Annotated in this window: 20 protein-coding genes and 1 tRNA gene; 13 read left to right on the top strand and 8 right to left on the bottom strand. The window is 52.9% G+C overall.

Features of this window, described 5'->3' with window-relative positions; all coding sequences use genetic code 11:
* Positions 1-14 precede the first annotated feature (14 nt).
* Both BLV87_RS00640 and BLV87_RS00635 read left to right on the top strand, forming a co-directional pair.
* The gene (locus BLV87_RS00640) at positions 15-2,114 is read left to right on the top strand and encodes a reprolysin-like metallopeptidase (protein ID WP_093064348.1); all 2,100 of its coding nucleotides are present in this window, start codon (positions 15-17) and stop codon (positions 2,112-2,114) included.
* Entirely contained in the window at positions 2,114-2,533 is a 420-nt protein-coding gene (locus BLV87_RS00635; RefSeq protein ID WP_093064346.1) for a hypothetical protein, read from the top strand. The genes BLV87_RS00640 and BLV87_RS00635 overlap by 1 nt, the downstream gene beginning before the upstream one ends.
* Here BLV87_RS00635 and rpiA read toward each other — a convergent pair.
* Positions 2,530-3,186, bottom strand: coding sequence for a ribose-5-phosphate isomerase RpiA (rpiA, locus tag BLV87_RS00630; RefSeq protein ID WP_093064344.1), 657 nt, complete (start codon positions 3,184-3,186; stop codon positions 2,530-2,532). The two genes, BLV87_RS00635 and rpiA, sit on opposite strands and share 4 nt — an antisense overlap.
* 93 nt (positions 3,187-3,279) lie before the next feature.
* Here rpiA and ilvA point away from each other — a divergent pair, with 93 nt between their 5' ends.
* Together ilvA and BLV87_RS00620 are read left to right on the top strand one after the other, a co-directional pair.
* On the top strand, positions 3,280-4,791 hold the full coding sequence (ilvA, locus tag BLV87_RS00625; protein WP_093064342.1) for a threonine ammonia-lyase, biosynthetic: 1,512 nt from the start codon (positions 3,280-3,282) through the stop codon (positions 4,789-4,791).
* Between the two features lie 145 nt (positions 4,792-4,936).
* The gene (locus tag BLV87_RS00620; protein ID WP_093064340.1) at positions 4,937-7,870 is read left to right on the top strand and encodes an InlB B-repeat-containing protein; all 2,934 of its coding nucleotides are present in this window, start codon (positions 4,937-4,939) and stop codon (positions 7,868-7,870) included.
* Here the strand turns inward: BLV87_RS00620 and BLV87_RS00615 are convergent.
* Positions 7,857-8,555, bottom strand: coding sequence for a pseudouridine synthase (locus BLV87_RS00615; protein WP_093064338.1), 699 nt, complete (start codon positions 8,553-8,555; stop codon positions 7,857-7,859). The genes BLV87_RS00620 and BLV87_RS00615 overlap by 14 nt on opposite strands.
* A 55-nt stretch (positions 8,556-8,610) precedes the next feature.
* Between BLV87_RS00615 and BLV87_RS00610 the strand changes: the two genes are divergently transcribed.
* From BLV87_RS00610 to BLV87_RS00595, 4 genes are all read left to right on the top strand, one after another.
* A complete protein-coding gene (locus BLV87_RS00610) occupies positions 8,611-9,783 on the top strand; it encodes a PilT/PilU family type 4a pilus ATPase (protein WP_093064336.1) in 1,173 nt (390 codons plus the stop codon).
* 47 nt (positions 9,784-9,830) lie between these two features.
* Positions 9,831-10,502, top strand: coding sequence for a hypothetical protein (locus tag BLV87_RS00605; protein WP_093064334.1), 672 nt, complete (start codon positions 9,831-9,833; stop codon positions 10,500-10,502).
* A 97-nt stretch (positions 10,503-10,599) separates the two neighbouring features.
* Positions 10,600-10,869, top strand: a complete 270-nt coding sequence (locus tag BLV87_RS00600) for a BrnT family toxin (RefSeq protein WP_093064332.1) — start codon at positions 10,600-10,602, stop codon at positions 10,867-10,869.
* Positions 10,856-11,137, top strand: coding sequence for a BrnA antitoxin family protein (locus BLV87_RS00595; protein ID WP_093064330.1), 282 nt, complete (start codon positions 10,856-10,858; stop codon positions 11,135-11,137). Before BLV87_RS00600 ends, BLV87_RS00595 begins: the two co-directional genes overlap by 14 nt.
* A 5-nt stretch (positions 11,138-11,142) precedes the next feature.
* On the opposite strand, the gene argS is transcribed toward BLV87_RS00595, so the two are convergent.
* Positions 11,143-12,906, bottom strand: coding sequence for an arginine--tRNA ligase (argS, locus tag BLV87_RS00590; RefSeq protein ID WP_093064328.1), 1,764 nt, complete (start codon positions 12,904-12,906; stop codon positions 11,143-11,145).
* A gap of 98 nt (positions 12,907-13,004) precedes the next feature.
* Here argS and BLV87_RS00585 point away from each other — a divergent pair, with 98 nt between their 5' ends.
* Positions 13,005-13,739: a M48 family metallopeptidase gene (locus BLV87_RS00585; RefSeq protein WP_093064326.1), complete on the top strand. Its 735-nt coding sequence runs from the start codon at positions 13,005-13,007 to the stop codon at positions 13,737-13,739.
* Positions 13,740-13,742: 3 nt separating this feature from the next.
* Here BLV87_RS00585 and yciA read toward each other — a convergent pair whose 3' ends face one another.
* Positions 13,743-14,135, bottom strand: a complete 393-nt coding sequence (gene yciA, locus BLV87_RS00580; protein WP_093064324.1) for an acyl-CoA thioester hydrolase YciA — start codon at positions 14,133-14,135, stop codon at positions 13,743-13,745.
* On the bottom strand, positions 14,125-17,022 hold the full coding sequence (locus tag BLV87_RS00575; RefSeq protein WP_093064322.1) for an SEFIR domain-containing protein: 2,898 nt from the start codon (positions 17,020-17,022) through the stop codon (positions 14,125-14,127). Before BLV87_RS00575 ends, yciA begins: the two co-directional genes overlap by 11 nt.
* Before the next feature lie 104 nt (positions 17,023-17,126).
* Here BLV87_RS00575 and BLV87_RS00570 point away from each other — a divergent pair, with 104 nt between their 5' ends.
* The 4 genes from BLV87_RS00570 to BLV87_RS00555 all read left to right on the top strand — a co-directional run bounded on the left by BLV87_RS00570 (position 17,127) and on the right by BLV87_RS00555 (position 20,362).
* Entirely contained in the window at positions 17,127-17,750 is a 624-nt protein-coding gene (locus BLV87_RS00570) for a LysE family translocator (RefSeq protein WP_093064320.1), read from the top strand.
* A gap of 94 nt (positions 17,751-17,844) precedes the next feature.
* The gene (locus tag BLV87_RS00565) at positions 17,845-19,620 is read left to right on the top strand and encodes a DUF1538 domain-containing protein (protein WP_093064318.1); all 1,776 of its coding nucleotides are present in this window, start codon (positions 17,845-17,847) and stop codon (positions 19,618-19,620) included.
* Positions 19,617-19,994: a P-II family nitrogen regulator gene (locus tag BLV87_RS00560; RefSeq protein ID WP_093064316.1), complete on the top strand. Its 378-nt coding sequence runs from the start codon at positions 19,617-19,619 to the stop codon at positions 19,992-19,994. The genes BLV87_RS00565 and BLV87_RS00560 overlap by 4 nt, the downstream gene beginning before the upstream one ends.
* Before the next feature lie 11 nt (positions 19,995-20,005).
* On the top strand, positions 20,006-20,362 hold the full coding sequence (locus BLV87_RS00555) for a hypothetical protein (protein ID WP_093064314.1): 357 nt from the start codon (positions 20,006-20,008) through the stop codon (positions 20,360-20,362).
* On the opposite strand, the gene BLV87_RS00550 is transcribed toward BLV87_RS00555, so the two are convergent.
* The 3 genes from BLV87_RS00550 to dusA form a co-directional block, all read right to left on the bottom strand.
* Positions 20,326-21,369, bottom strand: coding sequence for a chorismate transformation FkbO/Hyg5 family protein (locus tag BLV87_RS00550; RefSeq protein ID WP_139282095.1), 1,044 nt, complete (start codon positions 21,367-21,369; stop codon positions 20,326-20,328). The genes BLV87_RS00555 and BLV87_RS00550 overlap by 37 nt on opposite strands.
* Before the next feature lie 78 nt (positions 21,370-21,447).
* Positions 21,448-21,523: transfer RNA gene (locus BLV87_RS00545), tRNA-Asn, on the bottom strand.
* A gap of 46 nt (positions 21,524-21,569) precedes the next feature.
* Positions 21,570-22,538, bottom strand: a complete 969-nt coding sequence (dusA, locus tag BLV87_RS00540) for a tRNA dihydrouridine(20/20a) synthase DusA (RefSeq protein ID WP_093064310.1) — start codon at positions 22,536-22,538, stop codon at positions 21,570-21,572.
* Between the last annotated feature and the right edge of the window lie 19 nt (positions 22,539-22,557).

The following is a 22,557-nucleotide window of genomic DNA, read 5'->3' as shown; positions in this document are numbered from 1 at the left end:
AGGACACCAACAGCATGAAAATATTATGGATGCTTGCGCCGTTATACTTCGCCAACAGCGTTAGTGCTAACACCCTCCCTGCACTCTGGCAAGACATATCAGCACGTAACACCCGCGTTACCGCAACGAGCGCTCACTTACAAGACTATCGTCTTCTACATCTCGATGAAGCCCAATGGCTGGCACAAGCTGATACCCTTCTCACCACCAACACTCTGGAAAAAGCCCGCACTAACCTGCCTAGGCTAGATTTACCTCTGCCCGATGGTGGCTTTGCAACCGTGAGTATTGAACCCACTGACATACTTGCACCCGACATTGCCACCGCTCATCCTGAAATTAAAACATGGAAAGTCTTCGGCACAGACGGCAAAGTCATCAGTGGCGTAGCAGACTTCACTTCACGTGGTCTGCACGCCATGCTTGATATGGCTAACGGTGATACTTTATTCATTGAACCACAAACCGATACCTCCGCAACCACTAGGCAATACCTCAGTTTCCGTAAAAGTGCTAATGCGGAAGCCTTTCGGTCAGGTAAGTGGTCATGCACCAGCCAAGACCCTGTGAACAAACCCAGTTTTGCCAATACGTTAGCAGCCAATAGATCCGCCAGCACCGCAGCAGCCAGAGCCGGTGAAACCTTACACACCTACCGTCTAGCAGTAGCCGCTACCGGGGAATACACCACTTATTACGGCAGCCAGAGTGCCGCATTCAGTGCGATTGTCACTGCCGTCAACCGCATCAACCAAATTTATGAACGGGATTTATCCACTCGCCTCACCTTAGTCAGTGACACGAATGTGGTATTCACCAACGCCAATACAGACCCTTATACCAATTCCTCTGCTCCACAAATACTGAAACAAAATACCAGCACACTCGACAGTATCCTAGGTAACAATAACTATGATATTGGACATGTTTTCACCATGGTTAACAGCGGCATGGGACTCGCTCTATTAGGGGTGGTATGCGACACACAATTTAAAGCGCAAGGTGTATCCGGTCTGCCTGAGCCGAAAGGGGATGCGTTTATCATTGATTTTGTTGCACATGAAATCGGGCATCAACTAGGCGCAAGTCACACATTTAATGGCTTACTGGGTACTTGCTCCAACAACCGAGAACCCCGAACCGCCTTTGAACCCGGCAGCGGCACAAGCATCATGGCGTATGCCGGTTTATGCTCTCAGGATAACACCCAAACCTTCAGCGATAGTGCGATGCACGCTGCCTCGATCCTACAAATTCAGCAGTATTTGCATGAAGGTAACGGAGCAAGCTGTGCCAACAAAACCAGCCTCACCAACCGTAACCCCAGTGCTAACGCAGGAGCGGATTACACCATTCCTGCTGCTACCCCCTTTATTCTCAGTGGCAGTGGCAGCGATCCCGACGGAGATACCTTAAGCTACTCATGGGAGCAAAGCGACGCTGGCACTGCCTCAAATGTCAATGTGGATACCGGTGATAATGCCCTGATTCGCACACGCCTACCCAGTGACTCCCCGCAACGCATTATTCCCACACTGTCTGACTTAGCGAATCAGGTACAAACAGCAGGCGAAGTATTACCAGTAACAAATCGCGAACTCAATTTCCTCCTGCAAGTGCGTGACGGTCGGGGTGGCACGGCCTACGATGAAATGCAAATCAATGTGCGCAATACTGGGCAGGCATTCGCTGTCACCTCTCCTCGCACAACCTCACTCCTAGGCGGTAGCCAACAAACCGTCAACTGGAATATTGCCAATACGCATTTGCCCCCTATCAACTGTGCTACGGTTGATATTGCTGCCAATAACACCACAGGCAGCTTTATCACTTTAATCAGCAACACCCCCAATGATGGCACGGAGGTCGTTACCTTACCCAGTAATTTGGGCAGCCGTACCCACATACTAGTCGAATGCCATAACAACATTTTCTTCGCTTTATCCGCCACTAATCCGGCTAAAGCGAGCGCCAGCAGTGACAGTAATACCAGCGTCACAACACCTGACAGTGACACCGGCAGTAGTGGTGGCGGCGGCGGCTCAATACCCACTTCATGGCTCTGGTTAGCCGGATTGTACGCATTGCTGCGCTTACGCAAAGGAGAGAAATAATGAAAGTGACTTTACTGAGTATACTCTGTGTTGGTGGTCTTACTGCCTGCCAGCCTCCCCCACAGCCCATTCCACAGAAAACACAAGGGTTTCATGTACCTTCTGTTGAGGAGATCAGCGCCAGTAAGGAACGCTATTTTGCCGAGCAATTGCCCCTGCTCAAAGCACGTAACCCAGAAGCGGAAGCCAAAGCCGCCATCAGCCAAGGCAATCGCTATTTTTTGTGCAATGCAGGGCGCAGCAGCACCGTACCCGGCATTGCGCCTGAGGTATTCGCACAAGTACGCGACAACTGCCCAACAGAATGCTTGGATGGGGTAACAGATGCGTTATACGGGGAAAACCACCGCCGTTACTTGGCGGTGGCATTAGATTATTCCGCGAAATGGAATCGGGTGATGTTAGCGGCTTGCCGTTAGACCAAGGTACGCACGCCGTTTGCCCCGCCCAAAATCAGCACATCGGCTGGGCGAATAGCAAATAAGCCATTGGTAACCACGCCCGGAATCTGGTTGAGACGGTTTTCCATCTCGACCGGGTTGGTGATTTCCAAGCCGTGTACATCCAGAATAATATTGCCATTGTCAGTGGTAAAACCGGCACGCAACACGGGATTACCCCCCAGCTTCACCATTTCCCTTGCCACCAAGGCTTGCGCCATCGGGATCACTTCAATCGGTAAGGGGAATTTGCCCAAGGTTTTCACCAGCTTGGTGTCATCGGCGATGCATACAAATTTATCGCTTGCGCCTGCCACAATCTTTTCACGGGTCAAAGCACCGCCGCCGCCTTTGACTAGGTGCAAGTGTTCGTTAGACTCGTCCGCACCGTCCACATACAAGGACAATTGCCCTGCCTCGTTCAAGTCCAGCACCCGAATCCCGTGGCTTTCCAAGCGCTGCGCACTGGCGATGGAACTGGCAACGGTCGCTTCGACTTTGTGCTTGATGCCTGCCAGCAGGTCAATGAAATGGTTGGCGGTAGACCCTGTGCCGATCCCCACAATCATACCGGGTTGTACATAGGCGAGTGCGGCTTCTGCTGCCGCTTTTTTCATAGCGTCTTGGTTCATAAACGTTCCTGTGATGTTGTAAAAATCTTTCTCAAACCTGAGTTTGCAATATACTAACCGCCACGTAAAGGCAGAGCCGCAAAAGTTGGAATTATGAGCAAATCCCTGATAAAACGCATTCTCACCGCCCGCGTCTACGACGTGGCTATCGAAACCCCGCTGGAACGGGCGCGTAGCTTGAGTACCCGCTTGAGTAATGAAATTTACCTCAAGCGCGAAGACTTGCAGCCAGTGTTTTCCTTCAAACTGCGCGGCGCATTCAATAAAATGTTTTTGCTATCGCCAGAAGAACGCGCCCACGGTGTGGTTGCGGCTTCTGCGGGCAATCACGCACAAGGTGTGGCACTTTCCGGTTCAAAACTCGGCATTAAAACCACCATCGTCATGCCTGTCACCACCCCCGACATCAAGGTAAACGCGGTGAAAGCCTTTGGCGGTAATGCGGTGTTGCATGGCAATTCTTATGACGAAGCCTATGCTTACGCTCGTGAGCTAGAGCGCGAACATCACATGACTTTCGTGCATCCCTTCGACGATCTCGATGTGATCGCAGGGCAAGGTACGATTGGTATGGAAATTTTGCGCCAACATTCCGACCCGATTGAAGCGGTATTCCTATGCGTTGGCGGCGGCGGCTTGATTGCAGGCGTGGGCAGTTACCTCAAATACCTCTACCCCCACATCAAAATCATCGGCGTAGAACACGAAGAAGCCCCCACCTTGCACGCCTCCTTAGCAGCGGGCGAACGGGTGCAACTGGCGCAAGTCGGCACATTTGCGGATGGTGCTGCGGTCAAACTGATCGGTGAAAACACCTTCGAGATTGCCAAACACATTGTTGATGAAGTGATTTTAGTCAGCACGGACGAAACATGTGCCGCCATCAAAGACGTATTTGAAGACACCCGCACCTTGCTCGAACCAGCGGGCGCGTTAGCCGTGGCAGGCATCAAAAAATATGTGGCACGCGAAAACATTCAAGGCAAACACCTGATTGCGACGGCCAGCGGCGCGAATATTAACTTCGACCGTTTACGCCACGTCGCCGAACGTGCCGAGTTGGGCGAGGGACGCGAAATGTTGCTGGCGGTAACGATTCCTGAAAGACCGGGCAGTTTCCGCGAATTTTGCCACGACATTAGCAACCGCCCGATCACCGAATTCAACTACCGTTATGCCGATGCACGGGATGCTCAGGTGTTTGCGGGGGTAAAAATTGCCGGTAAATCCGAACGTGCTACCTTACTAGGCGATTTGCAGGCGAAAGGCTATTCCGTCACCGATTTGACCGATAACGAGGTGGCAAAAATTCACCTGCGTTACATGGTGGGCGGGCATTCTAATGGTGCAGAGCATGAAGTGCTGTACCGTTTCACCTTCCCCGAACGCCCCGGCGCGTTGCTGCATTTCCTCACCAGCATGAGCGCGGGGTGGAATATCAGTCTGTTCCATTACCGCAATCACGGTTCAGATTTCGGGCGCGTGTTGGTGGGGATACAAGTGCCGGAACAGGAACGCGGCGAATTCTGCGAGTTCCTAGAGAAGCTGGGGTATGAGTATTGGGATGAGACGGAGAACCCGGCATATCAGCGGTTTTTGGGCTAAAACTTTTATTAATTAAAATTTTTATTAACTACTTGTATGAAATCAATATAAATCTTATGATTAAGCTTATTTAATAGCCAATTCATTTACCATTCTATTGATTGGCTAAGGGCATCGGTTAGTTACATCAATGGGGGAATAGGCTATGAGTGTCTTCAGAAGGTTTAAAGCGTTTACCATACTGGTGGTAACGTCAATGGTATTATTGTCCGCTTGTCAAAAAGAAAGCGGACAAACATTTTCTCCGGGGCAAGCTAAAACAGAATCCTCATTATCCGGCTCCGTTCTACTAGGTGATGCCCTGCCGTATCCTGGGCTACAACCTCATCACTTTTCCGATGAACCCGAACAGGCATGGCGTGTCCCCGCATCCAATACGGGCGGCTGGGCTATTGACCCCAGCAATCGCCAATTAGCCAGAGCATTTTACAACAGCGTTTATTTGGCTTCAAACAATACACCGATGGCATGGACAGGCAACCACAGCACCTGTACACCGGGTACAACCAGCAGTGAATTCAAAGATGCGGTGCTTGCCCGTATCAATTATTTCCGGGCAATGGCAGGTGTACCAGCCAATATCACCTTAAATGCCACCTTTAATGCCAAAGCCCAACAAGCTGCATTGATGATGAGTGCCAACAATAGCCTGAGCCATAATCCGCCTTCCTCTTGGAATTGCTATACTGCTGATGGTGCCACTGCGGCGGGCAGTTCTAACATTTCCTGGGGTCACAATGCTTGGAATGCCGTAGACGGTCAGATTCAGGACAATGGCACTGGCAATCACGTCGTTGGGCATCGGCGTTGGTTGCTACATCCACAGACCCAAACCATGGGAACAGGGGACGTACCCAAAGTTGGCTCGCTCGCTGCTGCCAATGCGATTTGGGTATTTGATGGCAATGCGTACAGCACTCGCCCTGCCACCCGCGATGACTTTATTGCTTGGCCAACGAAAGGTTTTAACCCTTACCCAGTCGTTCCTGTGCGTTGGTCTTTTTCTTACCCTAGTGCTAATTTTACCAATGCGACGGTTAGCATGACCCAAGGCGGAACCAGTATTCCCGTGGCACTCGAAACGGTTGCAAACGGCTATGGCGAAAACACCTTGGTGTGGCGACCTAACAATATGACGGCAAGCCAAAGCCAAACTTGGCCTAAGCCAACCACCGATACCAGTTACCAAGTCACCGTGAGTAATGTTATTGTCGGCGGCAGCCCACGCAGTTTTACTTACACCGTCACTGTCTTTGATCCACAAACAGCCGGTGTAGGAGAAGAGCAAGTCACAGTCAGCGGTAGCACTTCACCACCTGCGAATACACCTGCCACTTATACCTTTAATCCGGTAGCGTTTGCTCAACAATACGAAGCTTACATCGCCGAAATTGCTGCCGCGACCGGCGTATACAATGCGGAAACCGGTAGCCTGAACGTCACCGATGGCACTGATAGCTCTTATACCTTGGTCTATTCCGGCAGCGGCACGAATGGCACAAATGTTTACCGTCTCGCACCTGCCACCGAGTCTGAAACGGTTGAATTTCCGCGAATTTATATCCCCTCCTCAAACAGTGTATTGCAGTTTGACTCTAAATTAGGCTTGGCAACCAACGAGCAAACCGCAGCCATGCAAATCAGTCTGGATGGTGGTGCAAGCTGGCAGGACATTTACAGCAAAACCGGTACAAATTCTGGAAGTGTTGAAGAAACTGCTTTCTCAACCAAAAGTATTTCACTGAGTGCCTACGCTAATAAACTGGTGAAGTTCAGGGCGCAATACCGACATACGGGATACCGCTACCTCGGCACTGGTACTAATGTTAGTTTCTTGGTCGATAATGTGCAAATTACGAATGCTCAACAGAGTGTTGCTGAAAACATTCAGAATACAGGTAGCAACACCAACTTTAGCTTCACGCCAGTTAGCGGCAAACGTTATGCTTTAACGGCACGGGTCATCCCATGGGCAGGTTATCCGGGGCTTGCTTGGGGGTCATTACTTTACAACGAAACTTCTGCCGCCGTTGATACCCAACCCAACGCTTTTAGTTTCTCAGCACAAACAGCGGTAGCCCGTTCCACGGTTATCACCTCTAACGCCATTACAGTCAGTGGTATCAATACTGGTGCTGCGATCAGCGTATCGGGGGGAAGCTATAGCATCAACGGTGGTGCTTTCACCAACGCTGCCGGTTTAGTTAATAATGGTAACACTGTACGGGTGCAACACACCTCATCGGCGAATTACTCAAGCAGCACCAATACGACACTCAGCATTGGTGGCGTAACGGGTACTTTCACCAGCACCACCGCCGCCTCAACCGGAACGTATGCGCTTAACGTTAATAAGACAGGAACCGGCAGTGGCACCATCACGAGTTCCATCACTGGTATTAACTGCGGAACCGATTGCGAGGAACCCGTGATCACTGGCAGGGTCATATCGCTTTACGCCAAACCCGTCACTGGCTCACGCTTTACCGGCTGGACAGGCGCAGGCGCAACCAGTTGCACCACGTCTACGACTTGCAGAGTGACCATGACGGAAGCAAAAACCCTGACGGCTCATTTCGATCTAGTGTTAACTGCAAAAACCGTCGGTAGCGGCACTATCACCAGCACCGATGGCGCTATTAACTGCGGAACGGCGTGTTCCCAAGCCTATCCTAATCAAGCCACCATTACGCTGACTGCCACACCTGCCAGCGGCTACGGCTTGTACAGTTGGGCTGGGTGTAGCGCTGTCACCGGCAATACCTGCACCGTCAGTGCATTTTCGGCAAGCAAAACCGTCACTGCGACGTTTAGACCTTTAGTGCCACTAACAGTGGGTATCGTAGGTACGGGTATGGGTAAAGTGACCAGTTCTCCTGTCAGCTTGATCGACTGTGGGACAGACTGTAGCGAAGCAATGGTGACAGGAAAGATTATTTCACTTTACGCCAAACCCGTCACTGGCTCACGCTTTACCGGCTGGACAGGCGCAGGCGCAACCAGTTGCACCACGTCTACGACTTGCAGAGTGACCATGACGGAAGCAAAAACCCTAACCGCGAATTTCACATCGCCATAAGGTCACGCGCTTCCTGATCACGCAACTCCCGCCACCCACCCGGCGGGAGTTCATCATCCAACACCAGCCCACCAATCCGCTCCCGATGCAACACCTCCACGCGATTCCCCACCGCCGCAAACATGCGTTTCACCTGATGGTACTTACCTTCCGAAATCGTAATCCGCGCCTGATTGTCCGGTAAAATCTCCACCTCCGCCGGTTTGGTCAACCCCTTCTCCCCGTGCAATTGCACCCCCGCACGCAACGCTTGCGCTCCCGCTTCCGTCAATTCCCACGCCAACGTCGCCAGATACGTTTTTGGCACATGGTGTTTCGGCGCAGAAATCCGGTGCGACCAATCGCCGTCATTGGTAAGTAACAACAAACCCGTCGTATCCTTGTCCAGCCGACCCACCACATGCAGCGTTTTGCGGTGTGGATGATCAATCAAATCCAACACCGTGGGATGCTCAGGGTCTTCCCTTGCACTCACTACACCTGCCGGTTTATGTAGCATCACATAAATATCACCAGGCAACGTAATCAACACGTCATCCAAGGTCACGACTGCTGATGGGTCAATGTGCGTAGCGGTTTTGGTGATGGTTTTACCTTCAACATCCACCCAACCGCGACGGATCGCTTGTTGCGCATCCACCCGCGTAATAGCGGCGGCTTGACTGACGAACTGATCTAAACGCATAAGGTTTTACTGCTATAATGGCGACAAAAATCCATAACAATAAAGGAAATACCTGATGAAACTCAAAGACTATCTACGCATCCTCGCCCATTACGACGGCTCCGACCTGTATTTAACCGCCGATCTCGAACCCAAAGCCAAATTCCAAGGCAAACTCAAAGCCGTCGATAAAGTCATCATGACGCCTGACATGCTCAAAGCAATGGCTTACGAGCTGATGAACCCCGAACAACAGCAACAGTTTGAAAAGAAACCGGAAATGAACCTCGCCATCAGCGAAGAAGGCATCGGACGTTTCCGCGTCAATATCTTCAAGCAACGCCATAAAATCGCCATGGTGATCCGCAATATCAAGACGGAAATTCCCAACGCTGACAAACTCGGTTTACCGCAAGTGTTGAAAGACGTGATCATGGAAAAACGCGGACTAATCCTGTTCGTCGGCGGCACAGGTTCCGGCAAATCCACCTCACTCGCCGCACTGATCGACCACCGCAACGCCAGTGCGGATGGACACATCATCACCATCGAAGATCCAGTGGAATACGTGCATCCGCACAAAAAATGCATCATTAACCAGCGCGAAGTCGGCGTAGACACCGACAGCTACGAAGACGCGCTGAAAAATACCCTGCGCCAAGCCCCCGACGTGATTTTAATCGGCGAAATTCGCGCCCAAGAAACGATGGAACACGCCCTAGCCTTCGCTGAAACCGGGCATCTGTGCCTTTCCACCCTGCACGCCAATAACGCTAACCAAGCCCTCGACCGCATTATCAACTTCTTCCCCGAAGAACGCCGCCACCAATTGCTGATGGATTTATCCCTCAACCTCAAAGCTTTTGTCTCGCAACGCCTGATCCCCACCGTGGATGGCAAGCGCGTTGCCGCCATCGAAATCCTGCTCGGCACACCAATGGTGCGTGACCTGATCATGAAAGGCGATGTCCATGCCATCAAGGAGATCATGGAAAAGTCCGAAGAACAGGGGATGCAAACCTTCGACAGCCACCTTTACAAGCTATATCTCGCAGGGCAAATTTCACTGGCGGAAACCTTGCGCAATGCCGATTCGCCTAGCAATTTGAAACTGAAGATTAACCTATCAGGAAACTTGAATAAGCCGCGTCCGGCAGCACCTGCGCCGGAGGCAAAGCCCAAGGCGGCAGATGATGACTTCATGGCGAAACTGTCATTACAGCCGAAACCGGAAGCAGAATTGACGTAATTACATCCGCTCCAACACCCCTACCGCTGGTTATCAATAGGAAAAACATGAAAAACAGCATTTTAATCATTTTTATTACTGTATTGGCTGGCTGTCAGGCAGATGCTGAAAATAAGACAGAAATAACAACAGCCTCAACAAGCCTTACTCCAACATCAATGGCTGTACAGCAACACAACACTATAATACCCGCCCAACGCCCTGCTTCATCTACACAACAGCAAACGGGCAAACGTGTTTACAAATGTACATCTCCGAATGACAGCACGGTATACACCGATAAAGCGTGCGACTCACCGGAAAAAGTTATTTCCATAGAACAAGTTCGCGCTAACCGCAACACACTTGTAGCAACCTATGCTCATCAACAGACCGTCTCCATCTCTAAACAACCGAAAGCCATCCCCAATGCTTACCAAAAACCAAGCAGCCACGAAATCAATACGCGCTATGACAATCTTGCGCGAGAAATAAACAGCATTATTGATCGTAAAGACAAATTGAGGCTGAGTCAGGTATTAAGTACATTAGAGCAAGACCGAACTCAAGCTCTATCAATGCGGGCAGAAGTCAAACAATCGCATGATATTCACACTCGCTTTGACAATATGGCAAGAGAAGCCCGTGCTCGCAGTGAAAACAGCATGTTAGCTCATGAGTTGCTCAAAATAGAGCGTCAGCGAAATGCAGCACTTTACCGGAATGACGTAACGTTTTAACGATTACATCCACTCCACCCCCAATCTCCAGCAAACCCAAGCCGGTTTACAGGTTTCATTTTTGTAGTTACACTAAGTAAAAAGCAAGGATGCCCCAATGAATGTAACCTGTGACCCGAAAAAGGATGCACTGAATATCCGCAACCACCAGATTTCACTGAATGAAGCGAAACGGCTGGAGTGGGATACGTTTGTGGCGGGTGAGGATACTCGGTTTGCTTACGGCGAAAGGCGGATGGTCGGCTTCGGTTATATCGGGCTGACGCTGTATTGTCTGGTCTATGTGGAAATCGACGATGAAAACTGGCGAGCGATCAGCTTGCGAACAGCAACGAAGCGGGAGATTAACGATTATGCCAAAGCTTAAAGTGGGTACTATGTTCCCAAACGATGCGGAAGATGCGCAGATCAGGGCAGGGATTGCGGCTGACCCAAATACTTATGAAGTAACCAGCGCAGAAGATTGGGCACGGATGCGCCCAATGGGGCGACCCAAGGCAGTTTCACCCAAAGTATCAGTAACTATCCGTTACAGTGCTGAGGTGGTGGAGTTTTTCAAAGCATCAGGTGATGGCTGGCAAACCCGTATGGACGCGGTGCTGCGTGAGTATGTCACGCAGCACAAAGCAGCCTGATAACCTTACATCCGCTCCAACACCCCAATCCCCAGCAAACCCAAGCCGGTTTGCAGGGTTTGCGCGGTGAGATTTGCTAAGTGCAAACGGCTCGCACGCACCTCTTCCGCCACACCCTCTTTCAAGATCGGGCAGGCTTCATAAAAGCTCATGAAATTTCCCGCCAACTCATACAAATACGTACAAAGATGGTTCGGCAAACCCTCTTTCGCCACGCTATCGGTTGCTTCGGTGAATTGCAGCAGCTTCATCGCCAAGGCACGTTCAGCCACTTCATGCAGCGAAATGGAGGAGCTGATCACCTCCGCATCCACACCAGCACGACGGAAAATGCTCTTGATGCGGGCGTAGGCGTATTGCAAATACGGCGCAGTATTGCCCTCGAAGCTCAGCATGGTTTCCCAATTGAAGATGTAATCCGAGTTACGGTTTTTGGACAAATCAGCGTATTTGACCGCGCCGATGCCAACAGTACGCGCAATCTCATGACGTTCCGCGTCAGCCAATTCTGGGTTCTTGTCGGTGACGAGGGTGAACGCACGTTCTTCCGCCTCCACCAACAAATCCACCAGCTTCACCGTGCCGCCGGTACGAGTCTTGAACGGTTTGCCATCTTCGCCCAGCATATTGCCGAACGGCATGTGTTCCAGTGACACGCCTTCGCGCACAAATCCCGCTTTACGCGCCAACAGGAACACTTGCTGAAAATGCAACGCTTGGCGGGCATCGGTGAAATACAAAGCGCGGTCGATGTTCAGCACACCGCTACGGTAACGCAACGCCGCAAGGTCAGTGGTCGCATACAAATAGCCGCCGCCGGTTTTCTGCACAATAATCGGCGTAATGCTGCCGTCTTTGTTTTTGAATTCGTCGAGGAATGCACATTGTGCACCCTGATCTTCCACCAGTAAGCCTTGCTCTTGTAAGTCGCTGACAATGTTCGGTAAATCAGCGTTGTAGGCGCTTTCCGGCATCACATCCGCACGGGTCAGGGAAACGCCCAAACGTTCGTAAACCTCTTCGCAATGGTGCAAGGAAATGTCGATGAATTGTTGCCACAGTACATGACATTCTGCGTCACCGGCTTGCAGTTTCACCACGTAGTTACGTGCCGCATCGGCAAACGCGGGTTCGGCATCGAAACGCCGTTTAGCTTCGCGATAGAAGGTTTCGAGGTCGGCAAGTTGGGGTTCGACGCTGCTCACCCCGCCGTTTTGCCCGGCAATGCTGACCATGTGCGCAATCAGCATCCCGAATTGTGTTCCCCAATCGCCGACGTGGTTTTGGCGAATGACGGTGTGGCCTTGGAATTCGAGTACGCGGGCGACGGCATCACCGATGATGGTGGAGCGCAGGTGGCCGACGTGCATTTCTTTGGCTAGGTTGGGGCCGGAGTAATCGACGACGATGGTTTGTGAAGAGGGCGTATGCAATACGCCCCTACCATCTTCCGTAGGGGCGTATTGCATACGCCCTCCCCCCAACACCTCGCTCAACCACGTATTCTTTAGGTGGATGTTGATAAAACCGGGGCCTGCAACTTCGAGCTTGTCGGCGAGGTCAGACAAATCCAGCGTTTCCAGCAAGCGCGTCGCCAGTTCTCGCGGGTTGGTTTTCAATTGCTTGGCGGCTGCCATTACGCCATTGGCTTGGTAGTCGCCGAATTCGGGGCGGGCGGAAGGTTTCACAATGGCGGTCACGGTGTCAGGTGCGCCGAGTGTGTGCAGCGCGGCGGTAATGCGGTCATCAAGCAGTTGGCGAATATTCATCAGACTCTTCGGGTGTGGGCAAAAGGGGGATTTTAGGCGGGTTGCGGGGTAGAATCCACTTTCTGAACGAGGATTCTCAGGATTGAAGGATTGGCAGAATGGGACGGTTGACCTTGGTGGATGGGCGGGTGCTGGATTATGAGGTGCGGCAATCGGCGCGGGCGAAGTATTTGCGGATGCAATTGCACCCCGATAAAGGGCTGGTGGTAACGCAACCGCTGGGCATCGGGACGCGCCAAGTACAGGATTGGGTCGATAGCCAACGGACATGGGTTGCCACCACTTTGGACAAAATCGAGCGCGAGATTCCCCCCGCGACGAGCGATTCCCCGCTGCCCGAACGGTTAGAATTGCTGGCAAACGACGAAAGTTTGCGGGTTATTTATACCCCGACTGCCCGTAAAAATATTGGGCTGGATTATGTGGCAAACCAAACCCTGACCCTTTCTGGGGCAATCAGTAACCCGGAACATTGCCAACTGGCACTACGCCACTGGCTACGCGGCTATGCAAACATTCATTTGGGCAAGCAGTTACAGCAACTGGCGGCAGAAACGGGGCTGCATTACAGCAACTACAGCGTCAAACACCAGCAAAGCCGCTGGGGAAGCTGTTCGAGCAGCGGCAATATCAACCTGAATGCCAAGCTGGTGCTGTTGCCGCCGGACTGGGTGCGCTATACGCTGATCCATGAACTGTGCCATACGGTAGAAATGAACCATTCCAAGCGGTTTTGGGCGCTGGTGGCAGGGTTTGCGCCGGGGTACAAGGCGATCCATGCGGAGATGAAGGGCGCGATGCAACGCCTGCCGGAGTGGACGAAGAGCGGCTGAGGCTTACAGCGGGCGTTTGTTACCGTCTGCGTCAATGGCGACGTAGGTGAAATCGGCTTCGGTTACTTGCCAGCGCAGTTCGGTTTCGCTGCCGTGCCACAGTGGTTTGACCCACACTTGCAGGTGCAGGGTGATCGAAGTCGTGCCGGTTTTCACCACATCACCGTAGCAGCACACCACGTCACCAACATTCACCGGGCGGATGAATTTCATGCTATTGACCGCCACCGTCACTATCCGGCCTTTGGCAATCTCCTTGGCGAGGATGCCGCCTGCCATATCCATCTGCGAGAGAATCCAGCCGCCGAAGATGTCGCCGTTGGGATTGGTGTCCTTGGGCATGGCGAGGGTGCGTAGGATCAGAGTTCCGCGTGGGTGGGGGGTGTTAGCGGTCATGGGCGAGTCCTTGCAGGGCAGCGAGTTCGGGGTCGCGGCGGTGGTAGCCGGTTTCTTCAATCAGTTTCGCAGCTTTGGAGATATGTTCTTGAAGCCCCTCTACCTCTGGGAGAGGGGTTGGGGTGAGGGTCTTCGCCTCCGCCACCAACAACCGCGCCATCTCCAAATGATAATCCGTCAAATGCAGCCGCATCCCGCTGCCGTCGGCGATGTCGAACACTTCCTGCAAGTCCTGCCGGGCGCGGGCGAAGTCGCGGGTGTGGCGGTGCAGCGCAGCGCGGGCGAGCAGACCGAGTGGCATCATCTGCTGGTATCCTGATGCTCGCAAACCAGCGACAGCCTGCTCCAACCAGTGAAGACCCTCACCCCCAGCCCCTCTCCCGGAGGTAGAGGGGAGTAAGAGTTGTTGCAGATGGGCGCATCCGATGGTGAGTTTTGGTAGTGAAAAATCCAGCAAACTTCCATTGCTAAAATGATTTGTCCAGCAATCCAAATCATATTCCGCCCGCTCCAGCACCTCCGCAGTGCTGCCCTGCGTCAGCAGCAGGTCGCAGTAGCGAAAACCTTGCAGCGAATACAGGCGCGGGAACTCAGGTTCGCGTTCCTGCTGGAGTTGCTCCGCTTCCCGGAACAGGGCAAGGGCGACGGCGGTGTCCCCTGCCTGATGCAGGGCATCGGCGTGGGTGGTACGTTTGCTCATGCGATGGAACATATCCCCGGACTGGTCGGCGTAGCGGCTGCTGCGTGCGCCGCTCTCCACCGCTTGCGCCACATCGCCGAGGGTGAGTTGCAGTTCGCTGAGGTTGCTGGCTCCTTTCGCCGCTTCTATCCAGTTTTCTTGTTGCACCGACATTTCGATGTTTGCCTGCATCGGTTCCAGTGCCTCACGCAGCCGCCCCAAGGCGCGTAAGCTGAAGCCTGCCCAGCCCTGTACTACTCCGGCTTGCCACATTTCCTGCAAACCCGCTACGGGGGTATGCCACGGGGTCGTGAAGAAGTGCGCTACGGTAGCGAGGTCATCGCTGAAAGCACCGAGATTATTGCAGATGTAAACCTGACCGCTACGTTGGATACGAGGCCAGTAAATCTCATGCAACGCCTGCTGATGCAACCCCGCCGCACACCCATGCGCCACCGCGCTAAACAACGGCTGCATTTCTTCCAGCGTATCGGGCAACTCCTTCTCCGGCAGGGCTTTGTAGTAGGCATACAGTTCCAGATGGATGATCCTTTTGATCCCACCATGCCGCTGCACAAACTCACGGCGGAAAAAGTCACGTACCAGCGGATGCAAATCCAGCCATTCATCACTATTGCCCAGCAACAAACCTTGTTTGCACAAGCGCCCACAACAGGCTGCCCAGCGTTGCGGTTCATCCAGCCGGGTAAGGGTAAGTTTGTTCAGGGCAGTCTGGTAGCCGCCTGCTTTCAAGGCGCGGATCAGCTCAAGGATCAACCCGCGTTCCACCGCTTGCTCAAACACCGATACCACGTACAGCAAGCCCAGCTCTTCCTTGCCATTGAGCGCATCGGCATAGGCGAACATGATTTGCCGCCCCTGCCAGTTGGCTTCGCTGTCATCATCCAGCAGCGGAGGCAGCGTATCCAGCCGCCGGATGTCGCCCTGTGCGTAGGTCTTCAGGTAACTTGCCAGCAATACTAAACTGTAGGCATGGCGCTGGTATTGCTTTACCACTGGCTCCAGTTGCGCTGCTTTGCCCTTGATTCCGGCATTTTGTAACAATTGCACCGCCGCCTGCATGGGCAGGTTGCTGAGTTGGCGCTCCACCACCCCGCCATGTTCCAGCAAGCGTTTATCCAGTGCTTGGCGGGTGGTGATCACGCACAAGCCAAGATTGACTTGCGCCAAGGTTTTCAGCAAACCCAACAGCGCCAAATCGTTGAGCTGATGTTTTAATTCCTGCACGCTATTCCACGGCTGGAACACCTCCAGACCATCCAGCACCAACAGGCTGCGCTGGGTATTGATCAGCTTGGCGAGATACACCCCTTTGTCGTATTCGGAACTGAATTTTTGCTGTTCCGCGCCAAACCATGCCAAAGCGTGACTAAAAAACTGGCCTGAACTGGTTTGCGCCCGCTCGCTCCCCTGATTCTGGAACGACCAGCAGTAAATCCGTTGCGGGGCATACGCCGTATCCGCAGCCAAACGCAGATGTTCCCGCCACAAATTGACCAGCGCGGTTTTGCCAACCCCGCCCCACGCCTGCAATACCACCACCCGCACCGAATGCTGTTCCCAATACTGGTTGAGTTGCGCAAGCATCTGCTCCCGCCCCACCATCGCGTTATTGTCAGTCACGGGGAAACGCTGGTCGTAAACGGCAATCGCTGTATTCGCCGCGCTGGTTGGAGCAGGCTTTTTGCCACCAAACCAGCGGCTTAACAGGGATGGCGGGCGTATTTCACCCAACGGCGTGGGTAGGAATTGCGCTTGATTGGTCAGCAGGCGATACAGCGTTTCGTAATCTTCCGGCAGGCGGTAAGTGCTGTACTGTTTCAGCGGGATCGGCACATGCTCCGGCTTGCCCTGTTGCGGAACCACCGGAATGAATTTGGTGTTGTGGTAATAGTGATCGTACAGCACTTGCGAGATGACCACGCCTTCAAATGTCACGCCACGTCCGCCCTCCGTTTCCTGCTTGCGATAGCGCCGCAAATAGGTTTCGGTGCAAACCAGCAGCACAAAATCAGCCGCTTCGATCTGGTTTTCCATCCAGCATTGCCAACCTTCGGGAGGAAAGCCGTTGATGTATTGGTCAATCAGACACTCCAGCCCATCCGTGCGCAAACGGTCGGACAAACCCCGGACAAAATCGCGGTGTGCGTCCGAATCGTGGCTGTAACTGATGAAAACCCTGGTCATGTGAGCAAGTCCTGTTCACTTTACAATGGGCTTGATAATACCGTTTATCAGGATAATTGTCTTAAAACATAATATGCTGCTTCATTTGACCCGTGTTTAAACCCATGACACTCAGCACTTGGCTCTCGCTCTTCACCCTCTGCCTAATGGGTGCAATCTTCCCCGGCGCAAGCCTTGCCGTGGTGTTGCGCAATACCCTCAACCACTCGCGTTTACACGGCGCAATCACTGGCATTGCGCACGCCATCGGGTTGGGTTGCTACGCGCTGCTGTCAGTACTCGGTTTAGTGCTAGTGTTGCAACAATCGCCACTACTGTTCAAAACGCTCAGCTACTTCGGCGCGATTTACCTGCTATGGCTGGGCTATCAAGGCATTACGGCTACCGCCACACCGCCAGCGGCAGACATGCCAAACACCCCACAACCATCTGCAACCTTGTGGAATGCCGCCCGCGATGGTCTGTTAATCGCCTTGCTCAATCCCAAAGTGGGGCTTTATTTCCTTGCGATTTTCAGCCCCTTCATCAACGCAACCATGAGCCTGACGGACAAAGCCATTTTTGTCAGCACCATCACTTTCGTCGATGGCAGTTGGTATGTACTAGTCGCCACCGCACTTTCCCAAGGAAACACACTAATTTGGTTAAAGCGTCATCAACAGTGGATAGAACGCGCCCTCGGTTGCTTACTCATCGTGCTCGCCCTGCATATTTTTCTCAGTACATAATACCCATCCGCCCTAAGCACTTGAATAAACCTATTAAGTTGACAAGTTTATTTATGGTATTGTCGCAGCAAGCCAATCAGCATTCAGGAAAACCATGCCAACTGAAATCCGCTTTGGCGCATTTGTGCGCGAAATTACGCTTCAGCAGCAACAAATATCCTACAACAACCTTACCCCTAAAGTGTGGCACGCCGCTGATGGTCGCGAAATTCCCTACCGCGCCCCCAAAATCCACCTGCGTTGGATTGATACTTATCGCCTGATTCAACCCTACATCAGCAGCCGCCTGATGGAGCAAGTGCAAGCCGTTGTACCGCTCGCGCTTTACCTCATGCTGTTCCAAATTTTTGTGCTGCAACAAGGGGTAGCTGATGCTGGCTTGATTACCGGCGGCTTAGTCGCGGTGATTCTCGGCTTGATGTTTTTCATGGAAGGCTTAAAAGTCGGTCTGATGCCGTTTGGCGAAGCACTCGGCAATACGCTTCCCGCCAAAGCCACCTTGCCGGTGGTACTCAGCATTGTCTTTCTGCTCGGTATTGGTGTCACCTTTGCCGAACCCGCCATTGGCGCATTGAAAGCCGCCGGACAAATTGTGCAAGTCGAATCTGCCCCCTACCTCTACACCATGCTCAACGAATGGGCAGAAGTGCTGGTGTTAGGGGTCGGGATTGGCGTCGGTGCTGCCGCCATCCTCGGCACACTGCGCCTGCTCAATGGCTGGAGCCTGAAACCGCTGATTTACCTGTCACTCACCCCCATTCTCGCCCTCACCGTTTTCATGCAATTTGACCCTGAACTCAGCAAAACGTTAGGGCTGGCGTGGGATAGCGGCGCTGTCACCACTGGCCCTGTCACCGTACCGCTGGTGCTGGCACTGGGGATTGGCATTGCCGCCGCTGCTGGCAAAGGGCAGTCGTCACTGTCCGGCTTTGGCATTGTCACCTTAGCGTCGCTATTCCCGATCCTCAGTGTGCAATTACTCGCGCTGTATCTCGCCTTCACCACCACGCCCGCCGAGATCATTGCCGCCGCCGCCCACGCCCAGCAAGCACTGGAACCGGCATGGTATAGCCAAACCCCGTGGCTAGAAATCATCGCTGGTTTACGTGCCATTGTGCCACTGGTGCTGTTTTTGCTGCTGGTCATGTGGGTAATCCTCAAGGAAAAACTCCCAGAACCCGGTCAAATCGCCTACGGCATCACCCTTGCAGTGATCGGCATGATCATGTTCAACCTTGGTTTGAGCTATGGCTTGGCGAAATTGGGCGGGCAATCCGGCAGCCTGATTCCCGCCGCCTTCACCGCGATTGAAGCGGTGACGCATAGCCCGTTGTACAGCGCCATACTGGGTTTATCGCTGGCATTGTTGTTTGCGTGGTTGCTGGGGTTTGGGGCGACTTTGGCAGAACCCGCCCTCAATGCCCTCGGTCTGACGGTCGAAACGCTGACCAACGGTGCATTTCGCAAATCGGTATTGATGTATGCCGTATCATTTGGAGTGGCGTTTGGCATTGCCTTGGGAGTCGCGAAAATCATCTTCGGCTTCCCGCTGGCGTGGCTGCTGATTCCAGGTTATTTGCTGGCAGTTATCCTCACCCACTTATCCAGCGAAGAATTCGTCAATATCGCCTGGGATAGTGCTGGCGTCACCACCGGCCCTGTGACCGTGCCACTGGTGTTAGCCATGGGGCTTGGCGTGGGCAATGCGGTCGACGCGATTGAAGGTTTCGGCATCCTCTCAATGGCGTCGATTTGCCCGATTATCTCGGTGATGCTCACCGGCTTGTGGATACGCTGGAAAGTCAACCGCAAGCAACGTTACTATGACCAAGCCTCCAAACACGCTTCCACCCAAGGTAAACCCGCATGAGCAAACGTGAAATTGTTGTCCTGACCGATGTCGCCCTGATCACCGCGATTGTGCAGCGCGGTCTAGCGGATGAAATCGTCAAAGCCGCCCAAGAAGCAGGCGCACAAGGGGCAAGCATCCACTACGCACGCGGGCGCGGGGTGCGCGAACGCCTCGGCATTATGGGCTTAGCCATTGAAGCGGAAAAAGAAGTCATCAATATTGTGGTGTCCACCGACCAGCTCGACCGCGTGTTTGAGAAAATGTATCTGGCTGGCAAAATGGATACACCCGGCATGGGCTTTATGTGGGTCACACCGCTAGAAAAAGCCGCGACATTCATTCCCCCCGAAATCGTCGAACGCCTCACCGATTACCCACGTCAAGGCTCATGAGTCCGCCCAACATGTTAAGTGTCACCCCTACCCTCATTTCGCAAAAAGTCATCACCTGCATCTTGCCCAAAGGTCGCGCCATGAAGGTAGCCAAAGCCTTAACCAAAGAACGCGGGCTGACCGCAGTGGATATTCATTACGCACGCGGCAATGGGCGTTTAACCCCGCTACGCTATCGCGGCATTGGCGAAACCTCGGAAAAAGAAGTGCTGACGGTCGCCGTCCCCACCGAACAAGCGGACGAGGTGTTTGAATACATCTACGAACTAGCCGAGATCAATCGCCCGCACGGTGGCTTGCTGTACATGCACAGCCTACTCGCCGCCACCCCTTATACGTTGCCGGAATTGCCCGAAGAAGAGGTGTAAATACCTTCTACTTCCACCATCAAATCAGAACGGCACACATCGCCTTGCAAATACAACACCGTAGGTTGGCTGAGCGTAGCCGCAGCCAAATACGCCGTCAAACGCTCCTGAATCTCAGGCAAACACGTCGCATCGTGCAAATACACCTTCAATTGCGTGAGGTCGCGCACCTGCCGCGCTGGCATTCCCAAGGTGGCATCGCCGTGACTCAGCAAGGCTTCGAGGTTGCGTAAGGTTTCTTCCAATTGCAGCAAGGGCTTGCCGATATGCAAGGTTTCATGCCCCACAATGCTGGTCGTGCCGGAAATGTAGATATGCTTGCCCTGCCCCCAGTCTTTGACGGTCGCCCGTGAAAACGCCGGGCTGACCGGGCCATATTGGCGCGGATAAAGGAAAGCGCTGGTTTGACGAGGGTTTTCCAGTTGCATTCCCGCGCTTTTGCCTGCGATGAAATACACTTGCAAACCAGCTTGTTGCGTGCCAATCGCCGTGGCTGCGGGTGGTGCGTAATCAAAATTACCCCATTCATTTAACGCATCCTGCCTGCCTAAGCAAAAGGTTTGGTAACGGTTGAATTCGCCTTGAGGTGTCACAATTGCGGGAAAATAATTCCACATACGCAATAAACAGGGATAGCCCGCCTGCTGCAATAAGGCAAAAACGTGCTGGTAAGCGGTTTGGCTGGCAATCCGAAAATCGGGGAAATCGGCTTCTTCCAGCAACAAATGCCCGAATAACACCGTACCGTTTTCGCTGTAAGTAATACTGGCATGTTTACCGTAATGCACCGGAGTGGGGCTTAGCCACAGTTCTGTGTAACTCGTTGTGGTCAGCAAAGGCAAACCGACAGTGAACACTGGGCGCTGGGTATCCAATATCGCTGCTTTGGGCGCAAAACCAATAGCCGCCAGCACATTTTGGCCTTGCCCAGCAGCAAGCACGTCAGTAGCCGTCAGCGTGGTGACAGTAAAAGGTGAGCTATCAGTGTGTGGTATTGCGTTGTTCACGTCATTGACATTCTGGCGTTACAAGGGCACATGTGAAAAAGGGCTGCAACTGTCAAGTTGCAACCCTTTTAAATTTGTTGGCTCCTCGAACTGGACTCGAACCAGTGACCCACGGATTAACAGTCCGTTGCTCTACCGACTGAGCTATCGAGGAACTGTCGGTGTTGAGGCGCGTATACTATAAGGCAAATGCAGTTCGGTCAAGCAATTTTTTTAGCCGCATCACGCAATAATTCAACACCCGCGTTTTGCTTATGCGCATTCTCGCTAATTAGCCGCCGAAACGCCCGCGCTCCCGGCATTCCTTGGAACAAACCGAGAATGTGACGGCTCATGTGATTCAAAGCCACACCCGCTGCTTGTTGCACCTGCACGTAATCCAAAAACGCTGCCAACACCGCTTTGCGATCCTGAAACGGATCATCTACCCCGTAAAGCGCCGAATCCACCTGCGCCAACAACCACGGATTATGATAAGCCTCGCGCCCCACCATCACCCCATCGACGTGCTGCAAATGCTGCTGGCATTGTTCCAGCGTGGTAATGCCGCCGTTAATAATGATCTCCAGATGCGGAAACGCTTGCTTGAGTTCATACACCAATTCGTAACGCAAGGGCGGAATTTCGCGGTTTTCCTTAGGACTCAGCCCTTTCAGCCACGCCTTACGCGCATGAATAATAAACGTCTGGCAACCGGCTTGCGACACAGTGCTAACAAAGTGATGCAAACCCTCGTAATCATCCTGATCATCAATCCCAATGCGATTTTTGACTGTCACCGGAATGTTCACGGCTGCTTGCATGGTGCTGACACATTCGGCAATCAAATCCGGTTCTGCCATCAGGCAAGCGCCAAATGCGCCTTTTTGCACCCGTTCGCTGGGGCAACCGACGTTGATATTCACTTCGTCGTAACCATAACTTTTGGCTAAACGGGCGCACTCCGCCATTTCCTGCGGCTCGCTACCACCCAACTGCAACGCCACCGGGTGTTCTTCTGGATTGAAGCGTAAATGGCGCTCAGGGTCACCATGCAAGAGTGCGCCGGTCGTCACCATTTCGGTGTACAGCACGGATTTTTTGGTCAATAAACGGTGAAAATAACGGCAATGGCGGTCAGTCCAGTCCAGCATCGGCGCTACGGTAAATTTCCTGTTCAGCTTATTCATATAATATTCTTATCTAATG

It is taken from the genome of Thiothrix caldifontis (genome assembly GCF_900107695.1).
GTDB classification, from domain to species: Bacteria; Pseudomonadota; Gammaproteobacteria; order Thiotrichales; family Thiotrichaceae; genus Thiothrix; species Thiothrix caldifontis.
This window is presented reverse-complemented; position numbering and strand designations above follow the sequence as displayed.

Excerpts from the sequence above, each read along its gene's own strand:
- argS (WP_093064328.1), bottom strand. The coding sequence starts at position 12,906 with ATGAATATTCGCCAACTGCTTGATGACCGCATTACCGCCGCGCTGCAC.
- yciA (WP_093064324.1), bottom strand. The coding sequence starts at position 14,135 with ATGACCGCTAACACCCCCCACCCACGCGGAACTCTGATCCTACGCACC.
- ilvA (WP_093064342.1), top strand. The coding sequence starts at position 3,280 with ATGAGCAAATCCCTGATAAAACGCATTCTCACCGCCCGCGTCTACGAC.
- BLV87_RS00610 (WP_093064336.1), top strand. The coding sequence starts at position 8,611 with ATGAAACTCAAAGACTATCTACGCATCCTCGCCCATTACGACGGCTCC.
- BLV87_RS00595 (WP_093064330.1), top strand. The coding sequence starts at position 10,856 with ATGCCAAAGCTTAAAGTGGGTACTATGTTCCCAAACGATGCGGAAGAT.
- BLV87_RS00565 (WP_093064318.1), top strand. The coding sequence starts at position 17,845 with ATGCCAACTGAAATCCGCTTTGGCGCATTTGTGCGCGAAATTACGCTT.
- BLV87_RS00615 (WP_093064338.1), bottom strand. The coding sequence starts at position 8,555 with ATGCGTTTAGATCAGTTCGTCAGTCAAGCCGCCGCTATTACGCGGGTG.
- BLV87_RS00635 (WP_093064346.1), top strand. The coding sequence starts at position 2,114 with ATGAAAGTGACTTTACTGAGTATACTCTGTGTTGGTGGTCTTACTGCC.
- BLV87_RS00555 (WP_093064314.1), top strand. The coding sequence starts at position 20,006 with ATGTTAAGTGTCACCCCTACCCTCATTTCGCAAAAAGTCATCACCTGC.
- BLV87_RS00585 (WP_093064326.1), top strand. The coding sequence starts at position 13,005 with ATGGGACGGTTGACCTTGGTGGATGGGCGGGTGCTGGATTATGAGGTG.
- BLV87_RS00570 (WP_093064320.1), top strand. The coding sequence starts at position 17,127 with ATGACACTCAGCACTTGGCTCTCGCTCTTCACCCTCTGCCTAATGGGT.
- BLV87_RS00620 (WP_093064340.1), top strand. The coding sequence starts at position 4,937 with ATGAGTGTCTTCAGAAGGTTTAAAGCGTTTACCATACTGGTGGTAACG.
- rpiA (WP_093064344.1), bottom strand. The coding sequence starts at position 3,186 with ATGAACCAAGACGCTATGAAAAAAGCGGCAGCAGAAGCCGCACTCGCC.
- BLV87_RS00605 (WP_093064334.1), top strand. The coding sequence starts at position 9,831 with ATGAAAAACAGCATTTTAATCATTTTTATTACTGTATTGGCTGGCTGT.
- BLV87_RS00575 (WP_093064322.1), bottom strand. The coding sequence starts at position 17,022 with ATGACCAGGGTTTTCATCAGTTACAGCCACGATTCGGACGCACACCGC.
- BLV87_RS00640 (WP_093064348.1), top strand. The coding sequence starts at position 15 with ATGAAAATATTATGGATGCTTGCGCCGTTATACTTCGCCAACAGCGTT.
- dusA (WP_093064310.1), bottom strand. The coding sequence starts at position 22,538 with ATGAATAAGCTGAACAGGAAATTTACCGTAGCGCCGATGCTGGACTGG.
- BLV87_RS00560 (WP_093064316.1), top strand. The coding sequence starts at position 19,617 with ATGAGCAAACGTGAAATTGTTGTCCTGACCGATGTCGCCCTGATCACC.
- BLV87_RS00600 (WP_093064332.1), top strand. The coding sequence starts at position 10,600 with ATGAATGTAACCTGTGACCCGAAAAAGGATGCACTGAATATCCGCAAC.